The sequence below is a fragment of the Pseudomonas marginalis genome (assembly GCF_008692035.1).
GTDB classification, from domain to species: Bacteria; Pseudomonadota; Gammaproteobacteria; order Pseudomonadales; family Pseudomonadaceae; genus Aquipseudomonas; species Aquipseudomonas marginalis.
In genome coordinates this window covers 508,777-529,115 of record NZ_VTFG01000001.1, presented here as the reverse complement: position 1 = coordinate 529,115, position 20,339 = coordinate 508,777, and the positions used below count along the sequence as shown (strand labels likewise).

Below are 20,339 nucleotides of genomic sequence, written 5' to 3'. Positions count from 1 at the left end.
GCAAAAAACGCCTATACCCACCCGCCCTCAGTCGTCATGGATGAAGGCCTGGTAGTTGCGATGATGACGTCGTCCTCTGGTGTCACCGTTGCCAGGTACCCCTCAGATTTCATCGCGCCCACCAACCTCTGATTTGACTCAGTGTTTCTTACCTTGATCTTCTTGACCTTCGAGCTCACGGTTTTGAAGTCCTCATCGTCGAGCAACGCCAGAGCTGCTGAAACGTCTGGCCACTTCATCCCTGGAAGACATTGTGTCAGCATTTCAGAGCGATGCTCCGGGATGAGGCTTGCGTTGCGAACTAGATGTCGCAGCACAGGCGTCAGCGAATCAGCAAACCTTTCGCCAGCTTGGTTGGCTAGTGCAGATACACGGCCGAGCTCAGGAACCGCTTCGGGTTTGCTTTCAATCGTCTCCAGGCTAAGCCCTGACCACATCTGAATTTTCAGTGTGAGTGGCAACGCTTTGCTTCTGCTCAGCGTGAGCATCGAGTCGAGTCGGAGCGAGCCTATATCGACCTCGGCTTTTGCTAGATCCCACCGTTCAACCAGGTACTGGCCTTCGAGGTGTGGGCAAGTACTCAATACGATGTTCCTGACCTCCGAGCTGTATGGAAGGAATGATGAGGTCACCAGCATGACCCAGCGCCCCGCAGGTAAGACCGCATTGATCATTGATAGATCTTGGAGCACGACTCCATCGAGCAATACCTTGAGCACGTCATTACTGATGCTGGGTGAGCTCAGAAGATACTGTTGCAGCGCCCAGTCTGCGCTCGTTGACTGCCACAGCGTTCCCTTGAGAGCCGATGCATTCCGAGTGATGAAGGCGGTGAACACCGTTGTGGGTTCCGATCCGATTTCTTCGCCCGAAACATTGCCGTCTGGCGCAATGAGTTTCTCAAAAAAGACCCACACAGCGTCAGCTTTGGCCACCAGGCGATCACTTTCAAGTGCCTTTGCCCAAAGATGTCTTGGGGTGTCATTGAGAGTGTGCAAGTCACAGGTCGTGTGATCGAAGAGTCGATTTGTCAGGTCGTCATCTGTGTCCAGTTCTGCTAGTAAACTGGCCAAGGAATCGCTTGATTCATCCAGGACAGCAGACTGACCTAGCAATGCGCTACCGAGCTCATCCGCGTGAGATAGCAGATAATCACCGAGCCCATTGATGCCCAAAGCCTGCAGTCTACGCAGAGACACGATGCCCACATCTGCAGGTTCGGATTTGGCGTCTTTAGAATGCTGCCCAGCTTCCGACTTCGCGCATATCAGCGATAGCATTGGCAGGTTGATCTTGATGCAGCGCCATTCGATCAGCCTTTCGAGGTCTGCGAGACTCATCATATGGCCCAGTGAGGCAAACTGGACTGGGTAAGCCCTTAGCCACGCCCAAGCTCCCACATTGCTCTCTAATCCTGGCATCAGTCGTGATGCATCTTCCAGCCAATCGATTGTAGGAACCAGATCCGTTGAAGCGTCATCGGCAAGGGTCTTAAAGTCGGATCCTAACAGGTTGTCGGCGATTACTTTGACGAGGGACTGACGGGCCTCGCTTCCTTCAAACACGCCGCCAGCGTCCCCCGTGCCCCTAGCGTCGAAAAGGCTCTGAAACAGTCTGGGTTCGAGCCGGTACACGGCGCGGATAAATTCAGCCGCTTCTGCTCGGTTCAAAAGTTCCCGTACAGCGACAGCCATCCGTTCGGGGTGTTCGTTGAGGCCGCTCTTAAGTATGTGGCTTAGCTGGGCATCTGCTGAGTTAGTGGCGAACGAGGTTGGTCGGGCGCTGAGACAGGCGATCAAATCGACGATGATCCCCCTGCCCTCGTCGAGCTCGTCGCTCTTAAGCTTCTCCAGCACGGTACTCGGGCTATCGACAGGCGTGGATACCTCAGGCAGCACACCACGTCTCAGCGAAAGGATCAGATCTTTGTCACCAGGTGTCAGCGAACCTTGATAGAAATAACCAAGGTAGTCCGTGTAGTCGGCGTCGAGGAAACCGTGCAGCATCAGATAGCTCACGACGTTCAAGCCTGGAAGTTTGTTTCTTACGACCTCCCCATAGCCTTTTTTGACGGCAGTACTGAAGGACATCCGGATGACCTGATCCGATTGCTTCTGCACCGCTGCGATTTCGTCCGCGATTGTGCTGAGTCGCCGCCCAAGCAAAGCATGGCGCCGTTCATAGGATGTAGCGGTGAGCAGCTCAGCCTTCGAGACATTTCTAGATGGGTTTCTGGCCCGCCCGAATTGATCCAAGACAACCATTGAGAGGGGCCCGGCGTGATTCATGAATACGTCGAACACCTCGTCGGTCACGAACTGCTTTGGCGTGTACTGGGTACCAGTAATTAGGACATGGGTTGCCGTGTCCATTTCGGTCAGTCGAAGAAGCGTGAACCACACGTAGGCCCTCAACTCAGTGACATTGTTGGCCAGTTCGAAGACCCGGTCATCTCGCTCACGCCGCAAGTCATCAAGTCGCTTGGCATTGGCGCTGTTCTCCTGGGTTTTCCAGGCAGCCAGTCCCTTGATGACGCCATAAATCGCCCCTCGGCGTTTGACCAGGTCGGCGTACGCGCCGGGATGCAGATTTCGAATGGCGACAATCGCAAACAGCTTGTCTGGCTCTAGACGTAGGCCGCTGGCAAGGATATTTGAAAACATATCGAATTCATTGACGATATTTTTCACCAGCCGGAGGTCATCGATGTAGTAGCAGACCGTCTCCACCAGTCGACGGTCGAGATGTTCGCCCAAGGGTTTAGATTTGAAAGTTCGATGGTTCAGCAGCTCCATCATCTTTTCTTGGGAGTTTTCCGAGTTGATGACGGGGATCACTGGGACGATGAGGTCAAAAAACTTAGTTTTCTCGCCGACGACGAACATTTCATCGCGCAGCGCGTAGACGAAATAGACGGGGCGTTTCACCTGAGGTGATTGCTTGATGATGAAATTGATTTCTCGCAATCGGGTGAACACGTCATGGATGCCGAACCGGTCGAGATCCTCAATGATCACCACGTCAATGCTGCTGCGCTCAAAGCAGTAAATGATCTCATCGATATTTTTATGCAGGACGGAGCCATGGTGGGTGGTCTCCAGTTTGCCGCCTTTGAGCGTCAACCCATCGATACTAAACAGCGAACCCAGCCTCAGGCACGTGTGTATCAGGAGTACGCACCCTAACACTGCGACCCCGACGGCCAGCGGGCTCGGGATCCACAGCAGCCATTCCATGAGCCAAGTCGGTTCGATCTTCGGCAGCTTTTCTGCCACAGGAACGTAGAGTCTCAGCGCTGCCAAAATGAGGGCGCCATAGCAGAGCGTTTTCCACCAAATCTTCAGGCCGGAAGCCTGATCGATTCTCTTAAGGCGGGTCTTGGGAAGCGTCTTTGCTGGGACGGCGTACAGGAGCTGCTGGACGATCGTCTCCTCGATCCGAGCAACGAGATCGGATTCAGCCTTGTTTGCCTCGGATTTAGATTCCTGCCCTGCCTTGGTGGAGGATTCGGAGGGCCGCGAAGAATCCGAGGCCACGTCGGTATCGCTAACAAGCTCAGACGCCCCGGAGATTTCGTTATCCTTGCCGAAGGTAGCCAACGAAACAAACGCGTAGACAAACTCTGGGTGGCGGTGGACGAAGGTGCGAAGCACGCTGCTCTTCCCTGCCCCGTACTCCCCCGTAATAGCGATGTTCCTGACTTGATCGTTCCTCAGACCGTTCAATAACTCACGTTCATACCGCTGTATCTTCGCAGGCTCAATGAGCACAGGGGTTAGCGGCTGGAACAGATTTTCATGAGTAGGTATGGCCAAGAACGCATATGCGGCCTTATAAGCAGCGACGACCGCGCAAGGGTATCGCTTCAGGGCGGCCAGCTTGCGGCGAGTCTCGTTGTTCCAGACGATATAGGCATGTAATGCCCGGTGATAGATGGCGCGCAAGCGAATGAACATCCCTGTCTCCAAGCAGGCTGGCGGCTACCAGGCATTCATCTGCCAAAGACTGAATGATCGATCTTGGGTCTGAGCGGGAAGGTGAACTTCCGGTGAGCCTGATACGAGGTTTGGGATGATAGCTCACCGCCATCTTCGCCTGCGAACCCTTTGTTCACCAGGCAAGAGCTAAGCCCTAGCTTACCTCTGCACGATCCGCACATTGATGGCCTGTAGCCCCACACCTATACTCGACGCACCATATACAGGAGTATCAAATGTCCAGACTCGCCGAATTCCGTGCCCTGGAGCAACAACTGGCTGCTCAGCTGGCCGAACTTGAGACCCTCAAAAACGATGATGGCCTTAAGCGCGAAATCGAATTTGAACAAAAACTCCGTAGCCTGCTCTCGGAGTACGGCTACAGCCTGCGCAATATCGTGTCCATTCTTGACCCACAATCTGCCAGTCGACGTGCACCAGCCGCTGTGGCTGAAAAGTCCAGCCGCAAGCCCCGTCAGCTTAAGGTCTACAAGAACCCACATACGGGCGAGCGCGTTGAGACCAAGGGTGGTAACCACAAGACCTTGAAAGAGTGGAAAAGCCAGCATGGTGCCGACGAAGTCGAGAGCTGGTTAGCGTAGTAAATCCTCATGAGCAAAGATAAGGGGCCTCGTAAAGGCCCCTTTTTTATTTACCTTGAACAGTGATGCCTCTCTGGGCGCCCCTACAACTCCCGCCTACTGCACGCTCCAGGTGCCCTGCTCGCTCTAAGGCCACCGTACCAACTCCAGCTCCTTGAGCCGGATGGCCATCGCCGAGTCCGAGACACCGAATTGCTGGGCCAGTGACACTAGGTGCTGGTTGTTAAATCGGGTGCATCGCGCCAGCGCCAGCTCACGTTCTCCCGACTCTTTCGGGGAGTAGAGAAGCCGATCCGGATTGTTGGGGTCGAGGTGATAGGCAATCACGTCGCTGAAGCGCAATTGGCCCTTGCAGCAGAACATGAACTCGAACCGTTCCCTCACCAGTTTTTGAGGCATGAGGAAGCAGGCGGCGAAGCGATCGGCTTGTCGCTCTGCAGGTGCACGTGGTGCCTGCAGAATACTGCCGTCAAAAGCGCGGTCGCGGTGCATGACAGTGTCTTCGTGGAGCACAAGATGGCCGATCTCATGCGCGCCGGTGAAGAGCTGGACTTTGTCACCAAACTCAGTCGCGACGGCGATCTTGTTCGATTGACGGTCAATCAGGCCCGCGATACGAGTACCGGTGTTGTGCCGATTGAACTGGGTGTCTCCCAGGGTGGGATGCTCATGGTAGTCGTAGCCGCAGACCATGGCAGCGATCCGGGGGCTGCGCATCATCATCGGCGGAATATCTTGATCTGGCCACAGATAACGGCGATCACGGTAAATCTGCATGAGCAGATCGGTCGCTGCTTTCTCGATATGGGCTTCGTTCATGGCAAAATACCAGATGTAGGCTCTCAAGCAAAATTTAGACCAATATGTAGTGTTTTCAAGATATACCTAACCCAATATATAGGTTTTACCGATGAACGGTACGGCTGGTAATGGCCCGCCAAACTCCGATGGGTTTCGAGATCCCTTACCAGATCCGAGCTCTCGTTAGTAACCAGCCACGCTATCGAAACCCATGGTATTTTCCTGTCCTTCGACCAAGGAACATAGTGGACTGGGTCGATCTCGGTGCTGAAGCGGACTCCCTGGATTTTGTGAATCACAATGCCGTCTCGAGCTAGACGCAGGCTTGGCTCCGGTGGAGGTACCAGAGGGACGTACCGGGAGGATTGATCTGAGTCTTTAGGTTCCGCTTCCGAGAACTCTGGGTAATACACCCACCTATCTTCATCCGGCTCCCAGAGACTCACATACTCAGCCTTTTGTGTGTCCTCGAGCCTTTCTACCCCACTGGCCTTGTGGAAAAGAATGACGTTCTGCCCCGGTGACGTATCCTGTTGCACCTGCGCAGAGGGAAATAAAATACCGTCGAGATTCAGCTTTTCATGGGTTGCTAGGAAGTCGGCAATAGCTTGCGTGATCAGATACCCGCTTTCCGCCGAGTCCGGCATGACTGGCATCGTCAGCTGGCGCTGTAAGTCTTTCAGAAACGCGCAGCGTTCGCTGAGGCTCCTGCGAATTGGATTGAAGTAGCTCAACCCCCGGTGCGGACGCATTGAAGCCAGGTCGTTTAAGTTGAGAAGCCTCAGAGGCCGGATTACGTCGAACCGCGCGGTAACCACCATGCTGCCAACGGGAGGGCGCACCTCCGCAATCGCCGTGTGGTCATCTGTTGCGCCGTAAAAAACCGAAATCCCCTTGGCGTTCATTCGGCCAGGAGATCCTTTGCCTCCTGGTACCGGGCCGAGATGCTTTTCAGGGTGAGTCAGCGCTTCCTCCATACTCTGTTCATCCTGGAACACCCTACCCCGTTGGAATGACGAGATTGGAAAACCTTGGCCTGCGATCACAATGGCTGACCTGTCGTCCTTCGAGCGCAAATCCTCTATGTCGTCGAAGACCATAGTCAGAATTGACCCGACCATGGGGTTTGCTAGTCGGGATTCAAACTGCAGGCTGTGCTCCATTTTTCGCCAGCCTACCGTCAGCTCCGACGATGCCTCCGTCTCTTCGACAAAATAGGGGTCGTCATCGCCCCCCGTGTAGCTCCAGGAGTCGAGCAGGTGTTCATGGATATCAGAAATTAGGGCCTGATCGGCACCTAGCATGAGCTCCAAAATGTCATACAAACTGATGCCGACGGGAGGATAGCCGTGATGGATCACTGAGCTAGGTTGTTGGATAGCTCGGAAAGAGGCATGGATTGCTGTTTCGCAGAGCTCTACCAGCTCTTCCATGTCCATGGCAGGGAGCTCTCGCTCGCAGTAGTCACACTCGCTGATGTCGTTGTCCGAAGCGTGATCCTGCAGGAAGGTTTCGGTAAGGCAATCGGTACACACCACTTGACGCATCACTTGCTCCTTGGCTGCATTACACGGCACCTATCTATGTCTAGGCGAAGGCCTTTCGCTGATTTAAGCATTTACCCATCGGGTGCCGCCCTTGCCAATGGTTTGGAGCTGCCATCTCTACTGAAGCTCAGCTCCTCAACGGCCCCAAGTCAATCGCCAGGCAGCGAAGGTCAGTAACCTGTGCAACCATGGTGTCGCTGGCCTCGTGATAGGTGAAGGTGCCCAGGAAATAGAACGTGAAGTACCTTACCAGCCGTGCCTGATCGAGAAGTTCATTCACATAGCGCCTCGATCGGTGCTGAGTCATGACCTCATCAGAGACCTGGAGAGAGGCATCTTTGTCCGCAACCTTGTCATAGAAGTTGAATACGAAGCCGGCCCCTTCCCGCGGCTCAATCCGCCCACCGCCGTTGTAGACGTAACCTGCAGTGTCAGGCCTGGCCCAAGCCACCTTCTTGAAGTACGAACGCAACGGTATCTCACCACGCCCTGTCACGTTGATCGTTACCTCGGGAAAGAGGTCTTTCAAGGCTTCGCGTGTGTCGTGGTAGTAATCCACTAGCTCACGCAGGTCACCGCTTCGGTGCTTCCGATCGGATCGGGTGCCTTCTGCGCCGCCACCGCCCCGTCGACGAATAGCTCCTGCCTCGTCCTCGTCGCCTGGTGCGGCTCGAGGTGGACGTACCACGGGTTGTTCTGGCTGTGTCGGGGGAACAAAGATATCGATTACCGAAGTGAGTTGGCGTTTTGCCAAGCGTGTGCGGGTCTGTAACTCCGTCTCTCCGGGCAACGGCGCATCGCTACCTTCGTCCTCATCTGGCAGCATCCACTCGCACTCCGCATGATGGTCATAGTGCTCGTTGTCTTTGTAATGGGGAGATTTGACGCGCGCTTTTTCGGTCGGGTGGATGTAGTAATTGACGGCTGTGATTTTTGGCACCACCTTGAGCGCCCTGCATTCCGGTGATGAGCATTGGAACAGAAAGCGGCTGCGTGGCTGGTTTTGGTTGAAATAGGCTTGGCGTGCACCGCCTATGGTTAACTCCTCGCCCAACTCCACACAGTACGCCCGGGTAATCCTTCGCTTCGTTCGCATCTCCAGCCTCAACGCAAAAGCTCGAGACTAACTCGCCCGGGGTCGAGCGCCAAGGCCCGAGCTAGAGCTGTTAGCTACGACCTTTGTCGCGCTATGCCTAACTGTGAATTTTGGGTATAGGCCAAGGATTTGGCCAGGTGAAGTCCCGAGAAAGTGCTTGAGGGGGGGCGCGGTACAGTTGACTGCAGCCTAGCAATCGTCGGCTCAGCCTTCGTGATGGATTGAATTTTGACAAGCAGCAACGAGTGAGCTCCTGTCTCGGACACAAACCCGGGCGTGCTCGCCAATTTTGAATATATCATTAGTCGCTACGGACAGACGGAGACTCAGCATGGCAGTGCCCTCATACGCCGAAATCATGGAGAAGGTTCAGGAAGGCACGTTGATCGACGCTATCTTCAACAGGTACTGGAAAAGCGATTACAGCGAGTATGGGCCGTACACCGATACACTCGCGCAAGTCCACAATGACGGCGCCATCGATTTGGTTGAAGGGGTGTCCGAAGAGTTCTTGAGCCGGTACACCGACATACGAAGAGCCATAGGCAAGATGGTCTATGCGAGTCTTTTAGGTAAGCTGAACATCGGTCTGCCCACTTTACTAGCCGTCATTGAACGTCTGTACGAGCCAGTGGCTGACAGTGGCGACGTTTCTCAGGTACTTGAAACCTGGTGTCATGATCGGTCAGACCGCGTTGAACAAATCTTCAAGTCCGTGGATGCGATGGACTCGCGCTGTGAGCGCTTCCAAGCCCTGACAGCAGCCATCTCACAGGGCGTGCGGTCGGATACGCGGAGGCATGGGCCAAGAGTCTTCGCTTATCTGTCCAACCCCAATCAGACTTTAAGGGATCAAGCCTTAGCAGGGCTTCGATACGCAAGATACGATGACGACGAGAAATGGCTAAGCGCGATCAATGCTCTGAGGGCTACTGCCGAAGTAGACAGGTCAGACTCGCTCCGTGCAGCTCTGCTGAAAACTATCTTCTGCTGGCTTGAAAAGGCTCCGAAGCCTGCTCTTGTCGCTCTTCACGATCTCGCTCTCGAGATCTTGCTCCCTGTGACCCCAGCGGTAACTAAAGAAATAGCCTATACGCTTGCCCACCGCTCCAGCTGCCTCACGCCCCCGCTTTGGCAATCTCTGCTTATAGCGGTGGGAGGGGCCACGCTTCAGCCCTACGATTGCTCAAATTTAGACTTGTTCCTTGGGCGGTTAATTGATGCAGGCGGCGCTAATCATGCCCAAGACTTTCTGCAGAGTTTGTTTCTCAGAGATGACCAATCAGAGCACACACTTAGCCAGTTCGTCATGACGGTTGAGGGGCTGCTCAAGGGCAAACCTGGTGTGCTCAATTCATGGGTCGTAAGATGGCTTAGAACGGGAGATCAGCGACTCTGCACAGAGCTCCATAAAGGATTTCTGCTGGGCCAGGAAGCACCCCACCAGTTCGTCTGTGAAGGTTCTTCGTTTGACCTAAAGCCAGAAGAGTACGGCTTCATCGCGCGTAAAGCGGTGGGTCACTTTTTCGCCTACCCGATACCTCTGGCGACAATCCTTGTGTTGTTGGGCACATCAGCGCCTTCGACGCAGCGGGCAGAGATTGGTGACCTGCTATACGATCCTGTGCTGATTAACTATCCAAGCCTTGCCCAAGGTTGTCTAGCTCCTATGGCCAATGGTGATGGTTCGACAGCAGAAATGATCAGCGCTGCGATCACCCGCCTAAATAGCTATATGAATGGTATCGATAAAGCTAGGGGTTTGAAAGAACTCTTGCCTCCAGCACATCACCGGCAAATGGAATTTGAGCGTTACAGCGATCAAGTTCAGCAGGCTATCGATGAAGGCAAGAAAGGGTCGTTCCTAGCGGATATATTCGTCGAGCGGACTCTCCTTTATGGCAATGGACTCGTCAGTCTGAGGCCGGTTGACGGTAATTATAATACTTTTGAGACTAAGGCCACCCCGTTCCACCACAATCTAGAAATCGCTCGTCAGTATTTCTTTGCGCCCATTTCGCTGCGTAAGCAACTATTCCTATACAAAATGGAGAGTCACTAGTGAAGCTCGTGTTTAAGCAATATGTCGCTTCGCTGCGCGAGCGTGATGAGCTCGATGTCGTACTGCCTGACCTACTAAGTGAGTTAGGGTACAACGTAATCTCTCGCCCTGGTAGAGGCACAGACCAAGGAGGAGTAGACGTCCTTGCAGTTGGCCCTGCCGATGAAAATGGCAAAAAGAAACTGTACGCTTTTACCTTGAAAAAAGGAGACTTGACGCGTGACGGCTGGGATAGAACTAATCAGTCGTTGGTGAGTTCTGTGAGCGACATCGTCTTTGTCTACTTTCGATCCAGGGTGCCGCCCGAATTCCAGGACTTGGAAAAAGTAATTTGCATCTGCTTTGGGGGTGACGTCGATGAACCCATGCGTGGTCGCATGACAGGGCTCATGGCCGAATTTACTGAACGGTATGGGGTAAGCTTTGAAGAGTGGAACGGAGACAAACTTGCTGACCTGTTAGCTGCAGGAACGCTGCGCGAGCAACTTGTTAGCAAAGATTTACGTGGTTATTTTCAAAAGTCGATCGCGATGCTCGATGAACCGGAGGTTTCTTACGCAAATTTCGTTCCGCTGCTTAAGGGCCTATTGCACAATGAGCCAAAGGGTCGCAAAAGTGATCTGAGTTCCCTGAGGCGCACATATATTTGCCTATCGGTTCTTTACGTTTGGGCGCGAGAGGCCAAAAACCTCGAAGCCCCGTACAAAGCCAGCGAATTGACAATTCTGCATGCTTGGGAATTTATAAAAACGAAATTAACAGGTGAAGAATCAAGAAGTCTGCGTAGCACTTTCGACGAACTCATAAATTTGCACTTCCGGATTTGGGATGAGTACTATGGCGAGAAAGTAATTCCGATTATAGGTTTAAGGGACGCCGTATCTGCGGCCGTGAGACCCGACAGCCCAGTGGATACCAACCTTAAACTGTTTGACACGCTTGGAAGACTCTCTCAACGGGGGTTGTGGATGCTTTGGAAAGCACAGCATGCGACAGACTCAGAGTCGAAAATCTCACATCAAGCCAACGCTAAAGCGATGGCAGAAAATGTCTTCCATCTGATCAACAATAACGACGCGCTATTCAGCCCATGTACGGACTCCCAGTCGACTGACATTGCCACGGCGTTGCTTTTTCTTTCCCAAATCGAAGGTTATCGAGAGCTCATTATTAGCTACAGCCAGGAAACCCTAGACCAGTACCAGTTTGCTTTTCGCTGTCATGATCGTTACCCAACGCATGTTTCTCGTTACCGTGATCTGATCTCTCATCCCCAGGAGAAAACGGAAGATTATCGACAGTGGCACACGTCAGGCAGTTCGTTGATCCCCCTGCTCATCCTTTGGGCAACCATTGATGGAGCTAGCGACTACACCGACAACTTCGTAGCCTTCGCGAATGAGTCTTTAAGGCACTGTAACCACCAGCTATGGTTTGTCAGATTAGACTCTGAAGAACACCTTTATACAAATCATCAATCGCATGGCGCGGTTTTCACTGAAATCCCCATTACCGCTGACGGTGATCTCGCTATTAAACTGGTGGAAGCCGTATGCCTAGATGGCGACGCGTACTCTACTTTGTCTGTTGTCAAGCATGGGTACGATCCTATCCTCGTTATGGCATGCCGGCACTACCGTCTTCCGCTTACCCCTCACGCCTGGATTCCAGCGTTGAGAAACTTGAGGTCAAGCAGGTAGCAAGATTAGGTAACGTCTGGTTCTGGTTCGTCAACAGGTGCGCCTTGGTCACTCGGACTGGTTGATTGAGCATCGGCTGAGGCGTTGTTGCGTTGTGCTGACTGGGCCCAATAGACCATGGCTACCCACTTCAACATGAACCACCAGGCGTAAACCGCATCCGCCGAATAGAAATCATCGTCGTCCATCAGGCCATGAGCAAACGCGTTGCGCAGGTTCGGCCCGAATGCGCTGCAGAACAGGGCTTTCATCTCGAACACGATGTCGGCGCCGAAGACAGCATCGACCCCCTCGACGTCCAGAAGCGTGCTTAGGCCATTCTCATTCTCGATACCCTCTGCGTCAGTGTTGGAGGTTTTCAGTTCCGCGCCTTTCATGTGGAACCGAACGATGTTCTCCAGTTGTGGGATGAGGAAGTGCACTGCCATGCCAAAATCGCCCACCATCCCCCAATACAGACCTTTGCCGACCATGAGCGCCCGCTCGGGCGGAACCAGAGCCGACGCCTTGGCAAGTTCAACCAGATCCTGCTCTTTGTAGCAGTGTTCCCTCTGCATAACGCCCAATGCTGGAATCAATCCGCCTTGCACGGTGAGATTGCGTGTAAAGGTGTGGTTTTTGACCATCTCTGCCCAAATGCGCTCCTCGTTATCTTGCGAGGGCTCAGCGCCTAATGAAATAGGTTTGGTCTTGGCGATCACACGCCCACCCTTGTCGAGGTATGTCGCGCCACTAAGCGCACCGATCAAGCCTACACGCAGCGTGTTCAAAGCTGCCTGCCGAGCGCCCTCTTTCTTGGCAAATGGATACAGCGTGGCTAACGCATGGAGTGCTTCAACCGGGGACTTGCCAGAAACCTTTTCCAAGGCATCATTGACTAGGTCTGATATATCCGTAGGCGGCGATGAGATCATGCGCATCATCCCCACCGAACGATTGCCCGCATCTGCGATGCGTTGAGGCAAGCGAATCAGTAGCTCGGTCACGCCAAGCTGATCCCTGAATCTCTGCGGTACCTTTCTGTAGATCTGCAACGCCTTCTCGAGGTTGTTCAGGGCGATCAGCGGCTGCGCCCCTTCTCCATCACCAAGCACCTCCGCTTCTGCCACCCACGTATTGGCGAGGGCTGCTGTCATGCGTGCCGATGAAACAGGGTCTTTAGCAGCACGGTACGCGTCCATGCTCAACTCATAGCAACGTCGAGCCCGTAAAATATTACCGTTGCGCTCTGAGTTCCGGCCGACCTCCTCCAACCTGGACGGCAGATCAGCTGCTTGGCTGTGCACCACGCGATTCTCGAGTACCAAGGCCGCTATTGGCGCCAGCATGGGGGACGGAGCTTCAAATTCTTTGTCGAGTGCATCGAACAAACGATTCGATAGTTGTTCCGCGATGTCCTTGCCGGCCTTCCCTAGCCTTGGCGCCAGCATTAGTGCACGGCCCCAGCAATCTTCCCCGCCTCGCCACCAGGTGTCTTCATTCAAGGGGACTGTCTGATACCCCGCCAAAGCCGCCTGGGCCTGCTTGATATGACGTCGTCCTTGGGTGATCCATAGGGCTTCTGCAACGCGGGCCTTCACGAGACCAGTACTGAGCTCATCCATCGCGGATTCGAGGAAATCGAACTCGTCTCCAGTTACATCGGTGATGGCCAGTGACCGCTTGTCCTCCAGGATGGCGAAGGGCCTGAAGAGCTCGTTTGGATTAGAGGGGTTGAGCATCATGGAGCAAAGATCGGACAGGAGCCAAAGTACCCGGGCTTGGGCGAACTCCTCGCTGGCCAGGGTTGTTCTTGCGGCGTCAGCCAGTGCACGCCAAATGTCGTAGTAGCGAGGTGCCACACCGTTCAGCACGGTGGCGAAATCAATGGCATGCAGTGCTTCTAGGGTGAGTGGTGTGGCTTCAGGATAACGGTAGAAGTCTTGCGACACAGCGAATCCTCATGAGGGGGATTTAGAGCGGCTTGCGTGCTCACAGCTCATATGAAGGTAAAGCTGAACCACGTGGTCAGACCGAGCAAAACCTGGGCCTCCTGTTCAAGCATCAATACCCTGCACTCCCGGCTTGTCAACAACGCGCAATATGCGATTAAAGCGTGCTTGAGCGCCAGCTAAGTCGCCAGGTGCAGCTCAACCACCTCGGAATTTTCGACCATGCACATTCAACTGGATCTGAACCACAATGATCGCGACGCGCTGTTGCGCCACTGCCGGGAGTTTACTCCCAGCAGTGGGGACGCGCGTGAGGATTCCCGCTTGGCTGACGCCTTGGAGGTGCTTGCAGCGGCACTGGAGGAAGCCGCGCTAGCGAGTTAAGCCTTTAGCCCATCTGCAAGACTCCGCGGATAGTGCCTGAGGTTTTATTCTGGCGGAAGGCTGAACCAGTCAGGCACCAGCTTGGTGTCTCGCCACTCTTCGGTCAGTACAACTCCTGGAATTTTTCCCCAAACGCCATCGTCAGCATGATCGAGCACGATGATCTGCAGCCGTCCTTCAGACGAATTGACCGCGTCGGCGAATGCCTTGAAGACCTTACGCACCGCAACTCGGTCTTCATCATTGAGCTCATGCTCTTCTTCGACCTGCGCGGCACGTTTTACCGGGAAGTAGACTTGGCTGGGCTGATCGAATACTAGGAAATGTGGCACTGGGTGCTCGACCGCTTTCTTGGCCATAAATAGCTTCTGCAGCGCGAGGAGCATGGCCACATGGTAGGCGAGCCAGTTCGCACCACTACCAATTTCCCAAAGGAAGTCATCACGGCCATCATGGCGCACCTTGATGGCCAAGTCCGTGATCGACAGCCCAATCCTCGCGTCCTTCCACTCAGCATCAAGAGTCGGGGTGATTTTCGCGCAATAAGCACTCAAGGAATCCAGGATCTTACGGGTGTTCGCTCTGATCAAATCCACGGACACTAGTGGTGCAAGCTCCGTCATCCGCTTGTCCACCTTCTCCAACTCGCTGGCTAGGGTGCTATCGAATTGAGCCTCTTTGTAATTTTTGACTGCCTCTTCAAGTCTTCCCAGGTATCGGTCAATGTCTGCTTCGCGTAACGCTTGTCCTTTGGCTTGCGCGTCGACCAACTCAATCGCTCTAATCTCTTTGCGGATGGCATCAAGTTCATCTGAGTCCTCGTTCATCGCGTTTCGGAGCCGTAGCGTTTCGCTCTCAATCGATATGGGAACTACCGGCGCGACGCGCGCGCTGTCTTCGATGCTGCTGAGGGCCTCGCATAGCGCGTCCAGTTCACCCGATGCTGACAGGGTTGGGGACACGAGTGCACCGATAGGTGTCACATTTTCTTTTTTCACCAAGCCTTTGAGCCATGTCGAGAGAGACAGGCGATCCTTCATAGTTTCTAGGGCAGAAACGTAGGCATCTGCATCTCTCTGCAGTCCGCTCAGCTGATTTAGCTTCTGGCGACCTGCGAATAGATTCGCGGCAATAATTTCTTCCCTGATCTTGAGCTCACCAATGGTGGTGATCGAGGCCTGGATTGTCTCTAGTTTCGGTTGAGCATCCCTTGAGGTTTTCATCAGAATCGCGGCAAGCTGTTCGACCGCAACAGGCCACTCCTCGGAGAGCACCGAGTCGATACCAACCAGACCATACTCACGCGCTCGGAAGTACCAGCTATTGGCTTCTCCCCGCAGCCGAGCTGACGCGTCCGCCAGTGTCTTGATTTCTGACCGAAGCTGTTTTTGTCTGCGCTCCAGATCCTTCATTTCCCAAGACGCCAGCAATGTCTGGGGCGTGACAGCACCTAGGATGAAGGGAAAGATGTCTTTCAGTTTTTCCCGGTGGCCAGTCGTGTCTGCCTTATAGAAGAGGACATCCGGATTGGCGACAATGTTCTGCGGCTGAAAGGTGAACGCCATCAGGTCTCGGAAGCTGGGCCGGTTCTTGAATCCGAATTTGACGTCTTCGCCGAAACCGATGTTGGGCAGGCCTGACAGCCGATTCAGGATCTCTTTAACGATGTTGCGATTGGAGTTTTTTCGTTCGATCCTGGCTGGGATAGAAATGCTCTGCCCCTCTAGCACGAACATATCATCGGTGGAGCGCTGGCGGCCCGGCTCAGATCTCGCGAACAGCTTCATGCCCTCATCCGTGTCCACCAGCAGTCCAAACCATGCACAAGTATTCCTGATCGTGCCTACAGGAATCGCACATTTCTCTGAGGCCAGGCAGTAGTCGATAATAGGAATGACCGCGGACTTGCCCGCCTTAGAGGAGCCGCTGATGACGTTCACGGCACCAGGTGTAAACTTCACTTCACGGTAATGGCGACCATTTTTTGGCCACAAAATCAGTTTTTCAATTTGCAGTTTCATCAAAAACCTATCCGTAGGGCGGTCTGGACTTCCTGGATGGAAAGCGCTCCACACCAACCACCAAGCTTGTCTGCGTGTTTGCCTAACTCTCTTACCGTGTCAGGGATGTTGGGCGGGTATCGCTTGGTGCTGTAATTGACGACTGCAGTGGTACAGTCGAGGGTTAACAGGCCACTGTCCAGTGCGATGCTCACGCTGCTAAGCGATGTTTGTCTCAGCGCTAGCATCCGGCGCTGGATGGATAACAATAACTCCTGTTCTTTGGAAAATTTGGCGGCGAAGAGCCGTAACCCTGAGGTTGAATTGGTCTTGCCTATAATCGTCCGTAGGGGCTCACTGAAGATTATCGGCAATACGAGAAATAGGAACGGCAGCGATGGGCCAGCGCCTGTGCATTGCCGCTTATACCCTTTGACGAACTCCCACATAAGAATCGCCCCAAGGGCAGGATTTTGCACCAAGTAAATCTCGTCGTTGAGCCGAGGAGACATTTTGAATTCAGGGGTTTCCATCCTGGCCAACCTGTTTCAAAGCCAAGCCGCATGCCTCCAGATGGAGCCGGGCAGCCAGCGGTTATAGTATTTATTGACGGGATTCAGAAGCTTCCATCAATCTTCGAGCAGGTTCAGGTAGCGAGGATGCCAGCCAATTTTCTTCACGTTGGCGAACTCCTGATAGGTTCCGCGCACGAAGAACCTTGGGGGCTCAGTACCGTCCAGAGGCTCGGATATATCCATGCACTCCATTTTCAACAGCTGTCCTTTATCCTGTTCTGAAGCGCTGGGATAGGTCATGTTTGTCTTCTTATTCAGAAGCTCCCATTTGTTGAATAGAGTCTTGCGGAACACCTCAAAATCCTGGTCGCACACCAGGCCTTTCTCGCCCCATCGAACCTTGTTCGTTTTGGACTGCAAGAAATCTGACACCGCTTCAAACCCATCCCCTGCCTTGTCAATGAGGTCTAGCTGACGAAGCAATGTCAAAACCAAGGGGCGGCACTCCTCGATTTCGTCTTCGGAGGGCGCAGGTACGGTATAGGTCTTCAGGAGGTTCAGGGCGCTTCGACTAACGAACGTCGACATGTAGTCTTTGAAAGCGTTGCGCGACAGCGCAGGGTATCGCCTTGCGGCGATCAGCGCATCGGAGTTGTTTTTGACCCAACCAATGGCAACGTTGCAGGCGTCTTCGAGCCTGTCATCTGGAACGGTAAGCGCGAAGAAATTCGAAATCCTGCCGATCAGATCGTCATTTCCTGTTTCGAGCTCGAAGGCCATGACAAGGTCGGCCCGCTTCGCCTCGTCGTAGTCGAGAAATTTTTCAATGTAGGGTTTGCACTGCTCGGGCTTTTCCGCCTCATAGGCATCACGGATCTCCTGCACGACTCGATCAACCAGCGTCCTTGTGTGGGCGAAGTGGAGATGGTTGGCAAACTCGCCGTCTTTCTTCTGCAGGACGTACAGACGAAAGCGGGTTTTGCTCAAGTCGATTAGGCCTGCCTCAATGACATCGATCCAATTGGCGAAAGTCTTCCATAAGTCGACAGAAAAATTGCTGATGGGGTTGGTAACCAAGCCGCTTTTTGCCTGCTCAAGTAAGCCAGAGCCGTCGGCATGGTGGACATCCGTATCATCGAAGACCTCCAGTGCGACGTAAGAGCCCTGTAGGGCGTCGCACAGGTGCAGACACATCCGGGTGGACTGCAGGGAGAACCCCAAGAAAGACCCCGGCCGGCTGGACTTAAGTTGAGGAGCCTGGGTTGGTATTGGGTTTGATTCCGAGCCAGTCACATTCATTCATCCCTGCTCTTCTATTAAATTGCGCACGTTTTGCCCAGGTCGAGCCAGGCATGGCCACCGTACGCATGCACGCGAAGCCCAGAAGACGCCAAGCTTGCCAAAAAGATCGCACATTGCCATCACTGCAGGCAGGATATTAACGCATTTGGGGCGCCGGAAAAACCGAGATAAATCCGCCAACATCATGACCTCACTTAGCCCGGACGAGTGGGGTACGCCTCTGCGGAGAAAGAGTATATTTTTACTCCATCAATTGCTTAGCGCCCGCCTTCATGGTCTTTAGGCGATTCACCAGCTGCGTTCAAAGTACGTAACACTTCTAACTCTGCTTCGCACTGTTCAAGCTGCTCCCGTAATTCCTCAACCCTCTGCTGTGTTGCTATTCCTACCGAATGGACTTCAATGGCCTCTTTTGATTTGGCTTCAAGCTGATGAGTGAGCAGTTCCTTGGCACCTTCCGCACGTGCAGTAGCAGCATTGGCAATGCTCAGGTCGCCCCGCAGGGTTTCGACAGCCTCACGATGTTGCAAGGCTTCCCTGGCATGCTGGCGATTTTCAGCAATGAAGCGCTCGTTATCCCTTATCAGACGCGAGATCTCCTCTTGCTTAACCATGAGCGTCTGCTGGAGGACGGTCACCTCTTGCTGCATTTGATAGACCTGGGATTCATGGCGGCTCAGATCCTGGTCTCGCTGTTCCTTAACTGAAGCACGATAGTGTTCGAGGGCCTCCCGGGCGTGTGCATGCCTTTGATCCAAGGACTGGATCTGTCCATCCTTCTCTAGAACCCGCACCTCTAGATCAGTGCAGCTCTGGCTGAGCCTGGCGTTGCGCGTGATCTCAGCCTGCAGTGTGGACTGAGTGGTTTTGAGCTCTTCAGTTTGAGCAGCCAAGACATCTCCTTGCGCCCTGAAACGGAGCTTGAGTTCATCGAGCTCGCTCTCAAGTGCCTTGGCTCGGGAGACCAATAGCCTACGCTCATGCTCGAACTCTGCTCGTGCCTCAAGAAAAGCCTGGCCGCCCTCCTCCTGGACTTGATCCAACAAGCTTTCGACGACCCCGCGCAGCGCGGCGCTCATGCGTTCACGAGGGTTCGCTTCTGATCCTGGTGATTCCAGCTGCTTTAGATACCGAGCGATCGTGGTCTTTGAACCCGTATTTCCGATCTCTACCCGGACTGCATCAATGCTGGGATATACGCCACGCATTAGCAGGCTGTTCCGGGCCTTTTGCACCACCGCTAGGTTAACGCCGCCTCGTGCCATACGCCCTCCAGACTATTTCGTGTCATGTCACATGTCATGCAATTACATAATACGAAAATGCCAAACCTTGCCGGAAAGTTGTCGACAACTGGCAAGCTATAATCGAGGTTTATAGCTCGTTAGCTCTAGCAGCCGGGGTAAAATGGCCTGAAAGTCGGTACAAATGGTCATGGCGAGCCGCCGAAGGCTGGGATGGGTAAATAGGGTGGTTGAAGTGGTCAACAAGGCAGACAGATACTTGGAGGCGAGCGTTCGTCAGAACACGTCGAAGAGCTATGCTGCCGCCCTCTCCCATTTCGAAGTCACCTGGGGCGGGTTCCTGCCCACCACCACTGAGTCCGTGGTGCGTTACATCGCTGAATACGCCGACCAGTTGGCGCTGAGCACGCTGAAGCAACGCTTGGCTGCGCTCGCAAACTGGCATCAAAGCAACGGCTTCCCCGACCCCACTAAAGCCCCCAAGGTCAGGCAGTTGTTGAAAGGCATCCGGGCGGTACATCCCGTGCAGCAGAAGCAAGCAGCTCCTCTGGCGCTACTGCACCTCGAAAAAGCAGTGGCCCACCTAAAGGATGAGGTTGCTCAGGCAAGGGCCGCCGGCGACATGGTCGCCGTTCTCAAAGCGACCCGCGACATTGCCTTGCTCACCATTGGCTTTTGGAGGGGATTCCGCGGAGATGAACTAGCCAGGCTCACGATCGAGAACACGTATGCAGAGCGGTACGTCGGGATTAAGTTTTATCTGGGCTCGAGTAAAGGAGACCGTCAAAACATCGGCCGTGAGTACAAGACGCCATCGCTGAGCAAGCTCTGCCCGGTGGAGGCGTATCTGAACTGGATCGAAACTGCAGGCCTAACTCGCGGCGGGGTGTTCCGGGGAATTGATCGCTGGGGAAACATCAGCGATCGGCCTCTCGCGGCGCACAGCTTGATACCCCTCCTACGCGACACCCTAGAACGGTGTGGCTTGCCGTCGGAGATCTACAGTGCTCATTCGATCCGCCGAGGATTTGCCACCTGGGCTGCAAGCTCAGGCTGGGACATCAAAACGCTAATGGAGTACGTCGGCTGGAGTGACATGAAGTCCGCGCTGCGTTATGTCGAGCCTGCGCAGCAGTTTGGCGTGCTTATTAGAAAGCTTGAAGGCTGATCACGAGAGA

At 54.0% G+C, this 20,339-nt stretch carries 14 protein-coding genes; 5 read left to right on the top strand and 9 right to left on the bottom strand.

Annotated features, from left to right (window positions below):
- Positions 1–11: 11 nt before the first annotated feature.
- On the bottom strand, positions 12–3,956 hold the full coding sequence (locus FX984_RS02125; RefSeq protein ID WP_146476350.1) for a YobI family P-loop NTPase: 3,945 nt from the start codon (positions 3,954–3,956) through the stop codon (positions 12–14).
- Positions 3,957–4,213: 257 nt separating this feature from the next.
- On the opposite strand from FX984_RS02125, the gene FX984_RS02120 reads away from it, so the two are divergent.
- The gene (locus FX984_RS02120) at positions 4,214–4,579 is read left to right on the top strand and encodes a histone-like nucleoid-structuring protein, MvaT/MvaU family (RefSeq protein ID WP_146476351.1); all 366 of its coding nucleotides are present in this window, start codon (positions 4,214–4,216) and stop codon (positions 4,577–4,579) included.
- Between the two features lie 126 nt (positions 4,580–4,705).
- On the opposite strand, the gene FX984_RS02115 is transcribed toward FX984_RS02120, so the two are convergent.
- From FX984_RS02115 to FX984_RS02105, 3 genes are all read right to left on the bottom strand, one after another.
- Positions 4,706–5,398, bottom strand: a complete 693-nt coding sequence (locus tag FX984_RS02115) for an ImmA/IrrE family metallo-endopeptidase (protein WP_123728180.1) — start codon at positions 5,396–5,398, stop codon at positions 4,706–4,708.
- A gap of 23 nt (positions 5,399–5,421) precedes the next feature.
- Entirely contained in the window at positions 5,422–6,927 is a 1,506-nt protein-coding gene (locus tag FX984_RS02110; RefSeq protein ID WP_223841588.1) for an RES family NAD+ phosphorylase, read from the bottom strand.
- A 127-nt stretch (positions 6,928–7,054) separates the two neighbouring features.
- The gene (locus FX984_RS02105; protein ID WP_146476352.1) at positions 7,055–7,987 is read right to left on the bottom strand and encodes a hypothetical protein; all 933 of its coding nucleotides are present in this window, start codon (positions 7,985–7,987) and stop codon (positions 7,055–7,057) included.
- Positions 7,988–8,354: 367 nt separating this feature from the next.
- On the opposite strand from FX984_RS02105, the gene FX984_RS02100 reads away from it, so the two are divergent.
- Together FX984_RS02100 and FX984_RS02095 are read left to right on the top strand one after the other, a co-directional pair.
- Entirely contained in the window at positions 8,355–10,085 is a 1,731-nt protein-coding gene (locus FX984_RS02100) for a hypothetical protein (RefSeq protein ID WP_146476353.1), read from the top strand.
- Complete coding sequence (locus tag FX984_RS02095) at positions 10,085–11,785, top strand: chemotaxis protein (protein ID WP_146476354.1); 1,701 nt, start codon at positions 10,085–10,087, stop codon at positions 11,783–11,785. Before FX984_RS02100 ends, FX984_RS02095 begins: the two co-directional genes overlap by 1 nt.
- Positions 11,786–11,790: 5 nt before the next feature.
- Here FX984_RS02095 and FX984_RS02090 read toward each other — a convergent pair whose 3' ends face one another.
- A complete protein-coding gene (locus tag FX984_RS02090; RefSeq protein WP_146476355.1) occupies positions 11,791–13,716 on the bottom strand; it encodes a DUF7380 domain-containing protein in 1,926 nt (641 codons plus the stop codon).
- Between the two features lie 222 nt (positions 13,717–13,938).
- Between FX984_RS02090 and FX984_RS32360 the strand changes: the two genes are divergently transcribed.
- Positions 13,939–14,100, top strand: coding sequence for a hypothetical protein (locus tag FX984_RS32360; RefSeq protein WP_186511838.1), 162 nt, complete (start codon positions 13,939–13,941; stop codon positions 14,098–14,100).
- 44 nt (positions 14,101–14,144) lie between these two features.
- Here FX984_RS32360 and FX984_RS02085 read toward each other — a convergent pair whose 3' ends face one another.
- The 4 genes from FX984_RS02085 to FX984_RS02070 form a co-directional block, all read right to left on the bottom strand.
- Positions 14,145–16,121 carry a DUF3732 domain-containing protein gene (locus FX984_RS02085; RefSeq protein WP_146476356.1) on the bottom strand — a complete coding sequence of 659 codons (1,977 nt, stop codon included), beginning with the start codon at positions 16,119–16,121 and terminating at the stop codon, positions 14,145–14,147.
- A complete protein-coding gene (locus tag FX984_RS02080; protein ID WP_146476357.1) occupies positions 16,121–16,633 on the bottom strand; it encodes a three component ABC system middle component in 513 nt (170 codons plus the stop codon). Before FX984_RS02080 ends, FX984_RS02085 begins: the two co-directional genes overlap by 1 nt.
- Positions 16,634–16,729: 96 nt before the next feature.
- A complete protein-coding gene (locus FX984_RS02075) occupies positions 16,730–17,914 on the bottom strand; it encodes an ABC-three component system protein (protein WP_186511840.1) in 1,185 nt (394 codons plus the stop codon).
- Positions 17,915–18,174: 260 nt separating this feature from the next.
- Entirely contained in the window at positions 18,175–19,182 is a 1,008-nt protein-coding gene (locus tag FX984_RS02070) for a DNA-binding protein (protein WP_146476359.1), read from the bottom strand.
- Positions 19,183–19,387: 205 nt separating this feature from the next.
- On the opposite strand from FX984_RS02070, the gene FX984_RS02065 reads away from it, so the two are divergent.
- Positions 19,388–20,329 (top strand): tyrosine-type recombinase/integrase, encoded by a 942-nt coding sequence (locus FX984_RS02065; protein ID WP_186511842.1) that lies wholly within the window; start codon positions 19,388–19,390, stop codon positions 20,327–20,329.
- Positions 20,330–20,339 lie beyond the last annotated feature (10 nt).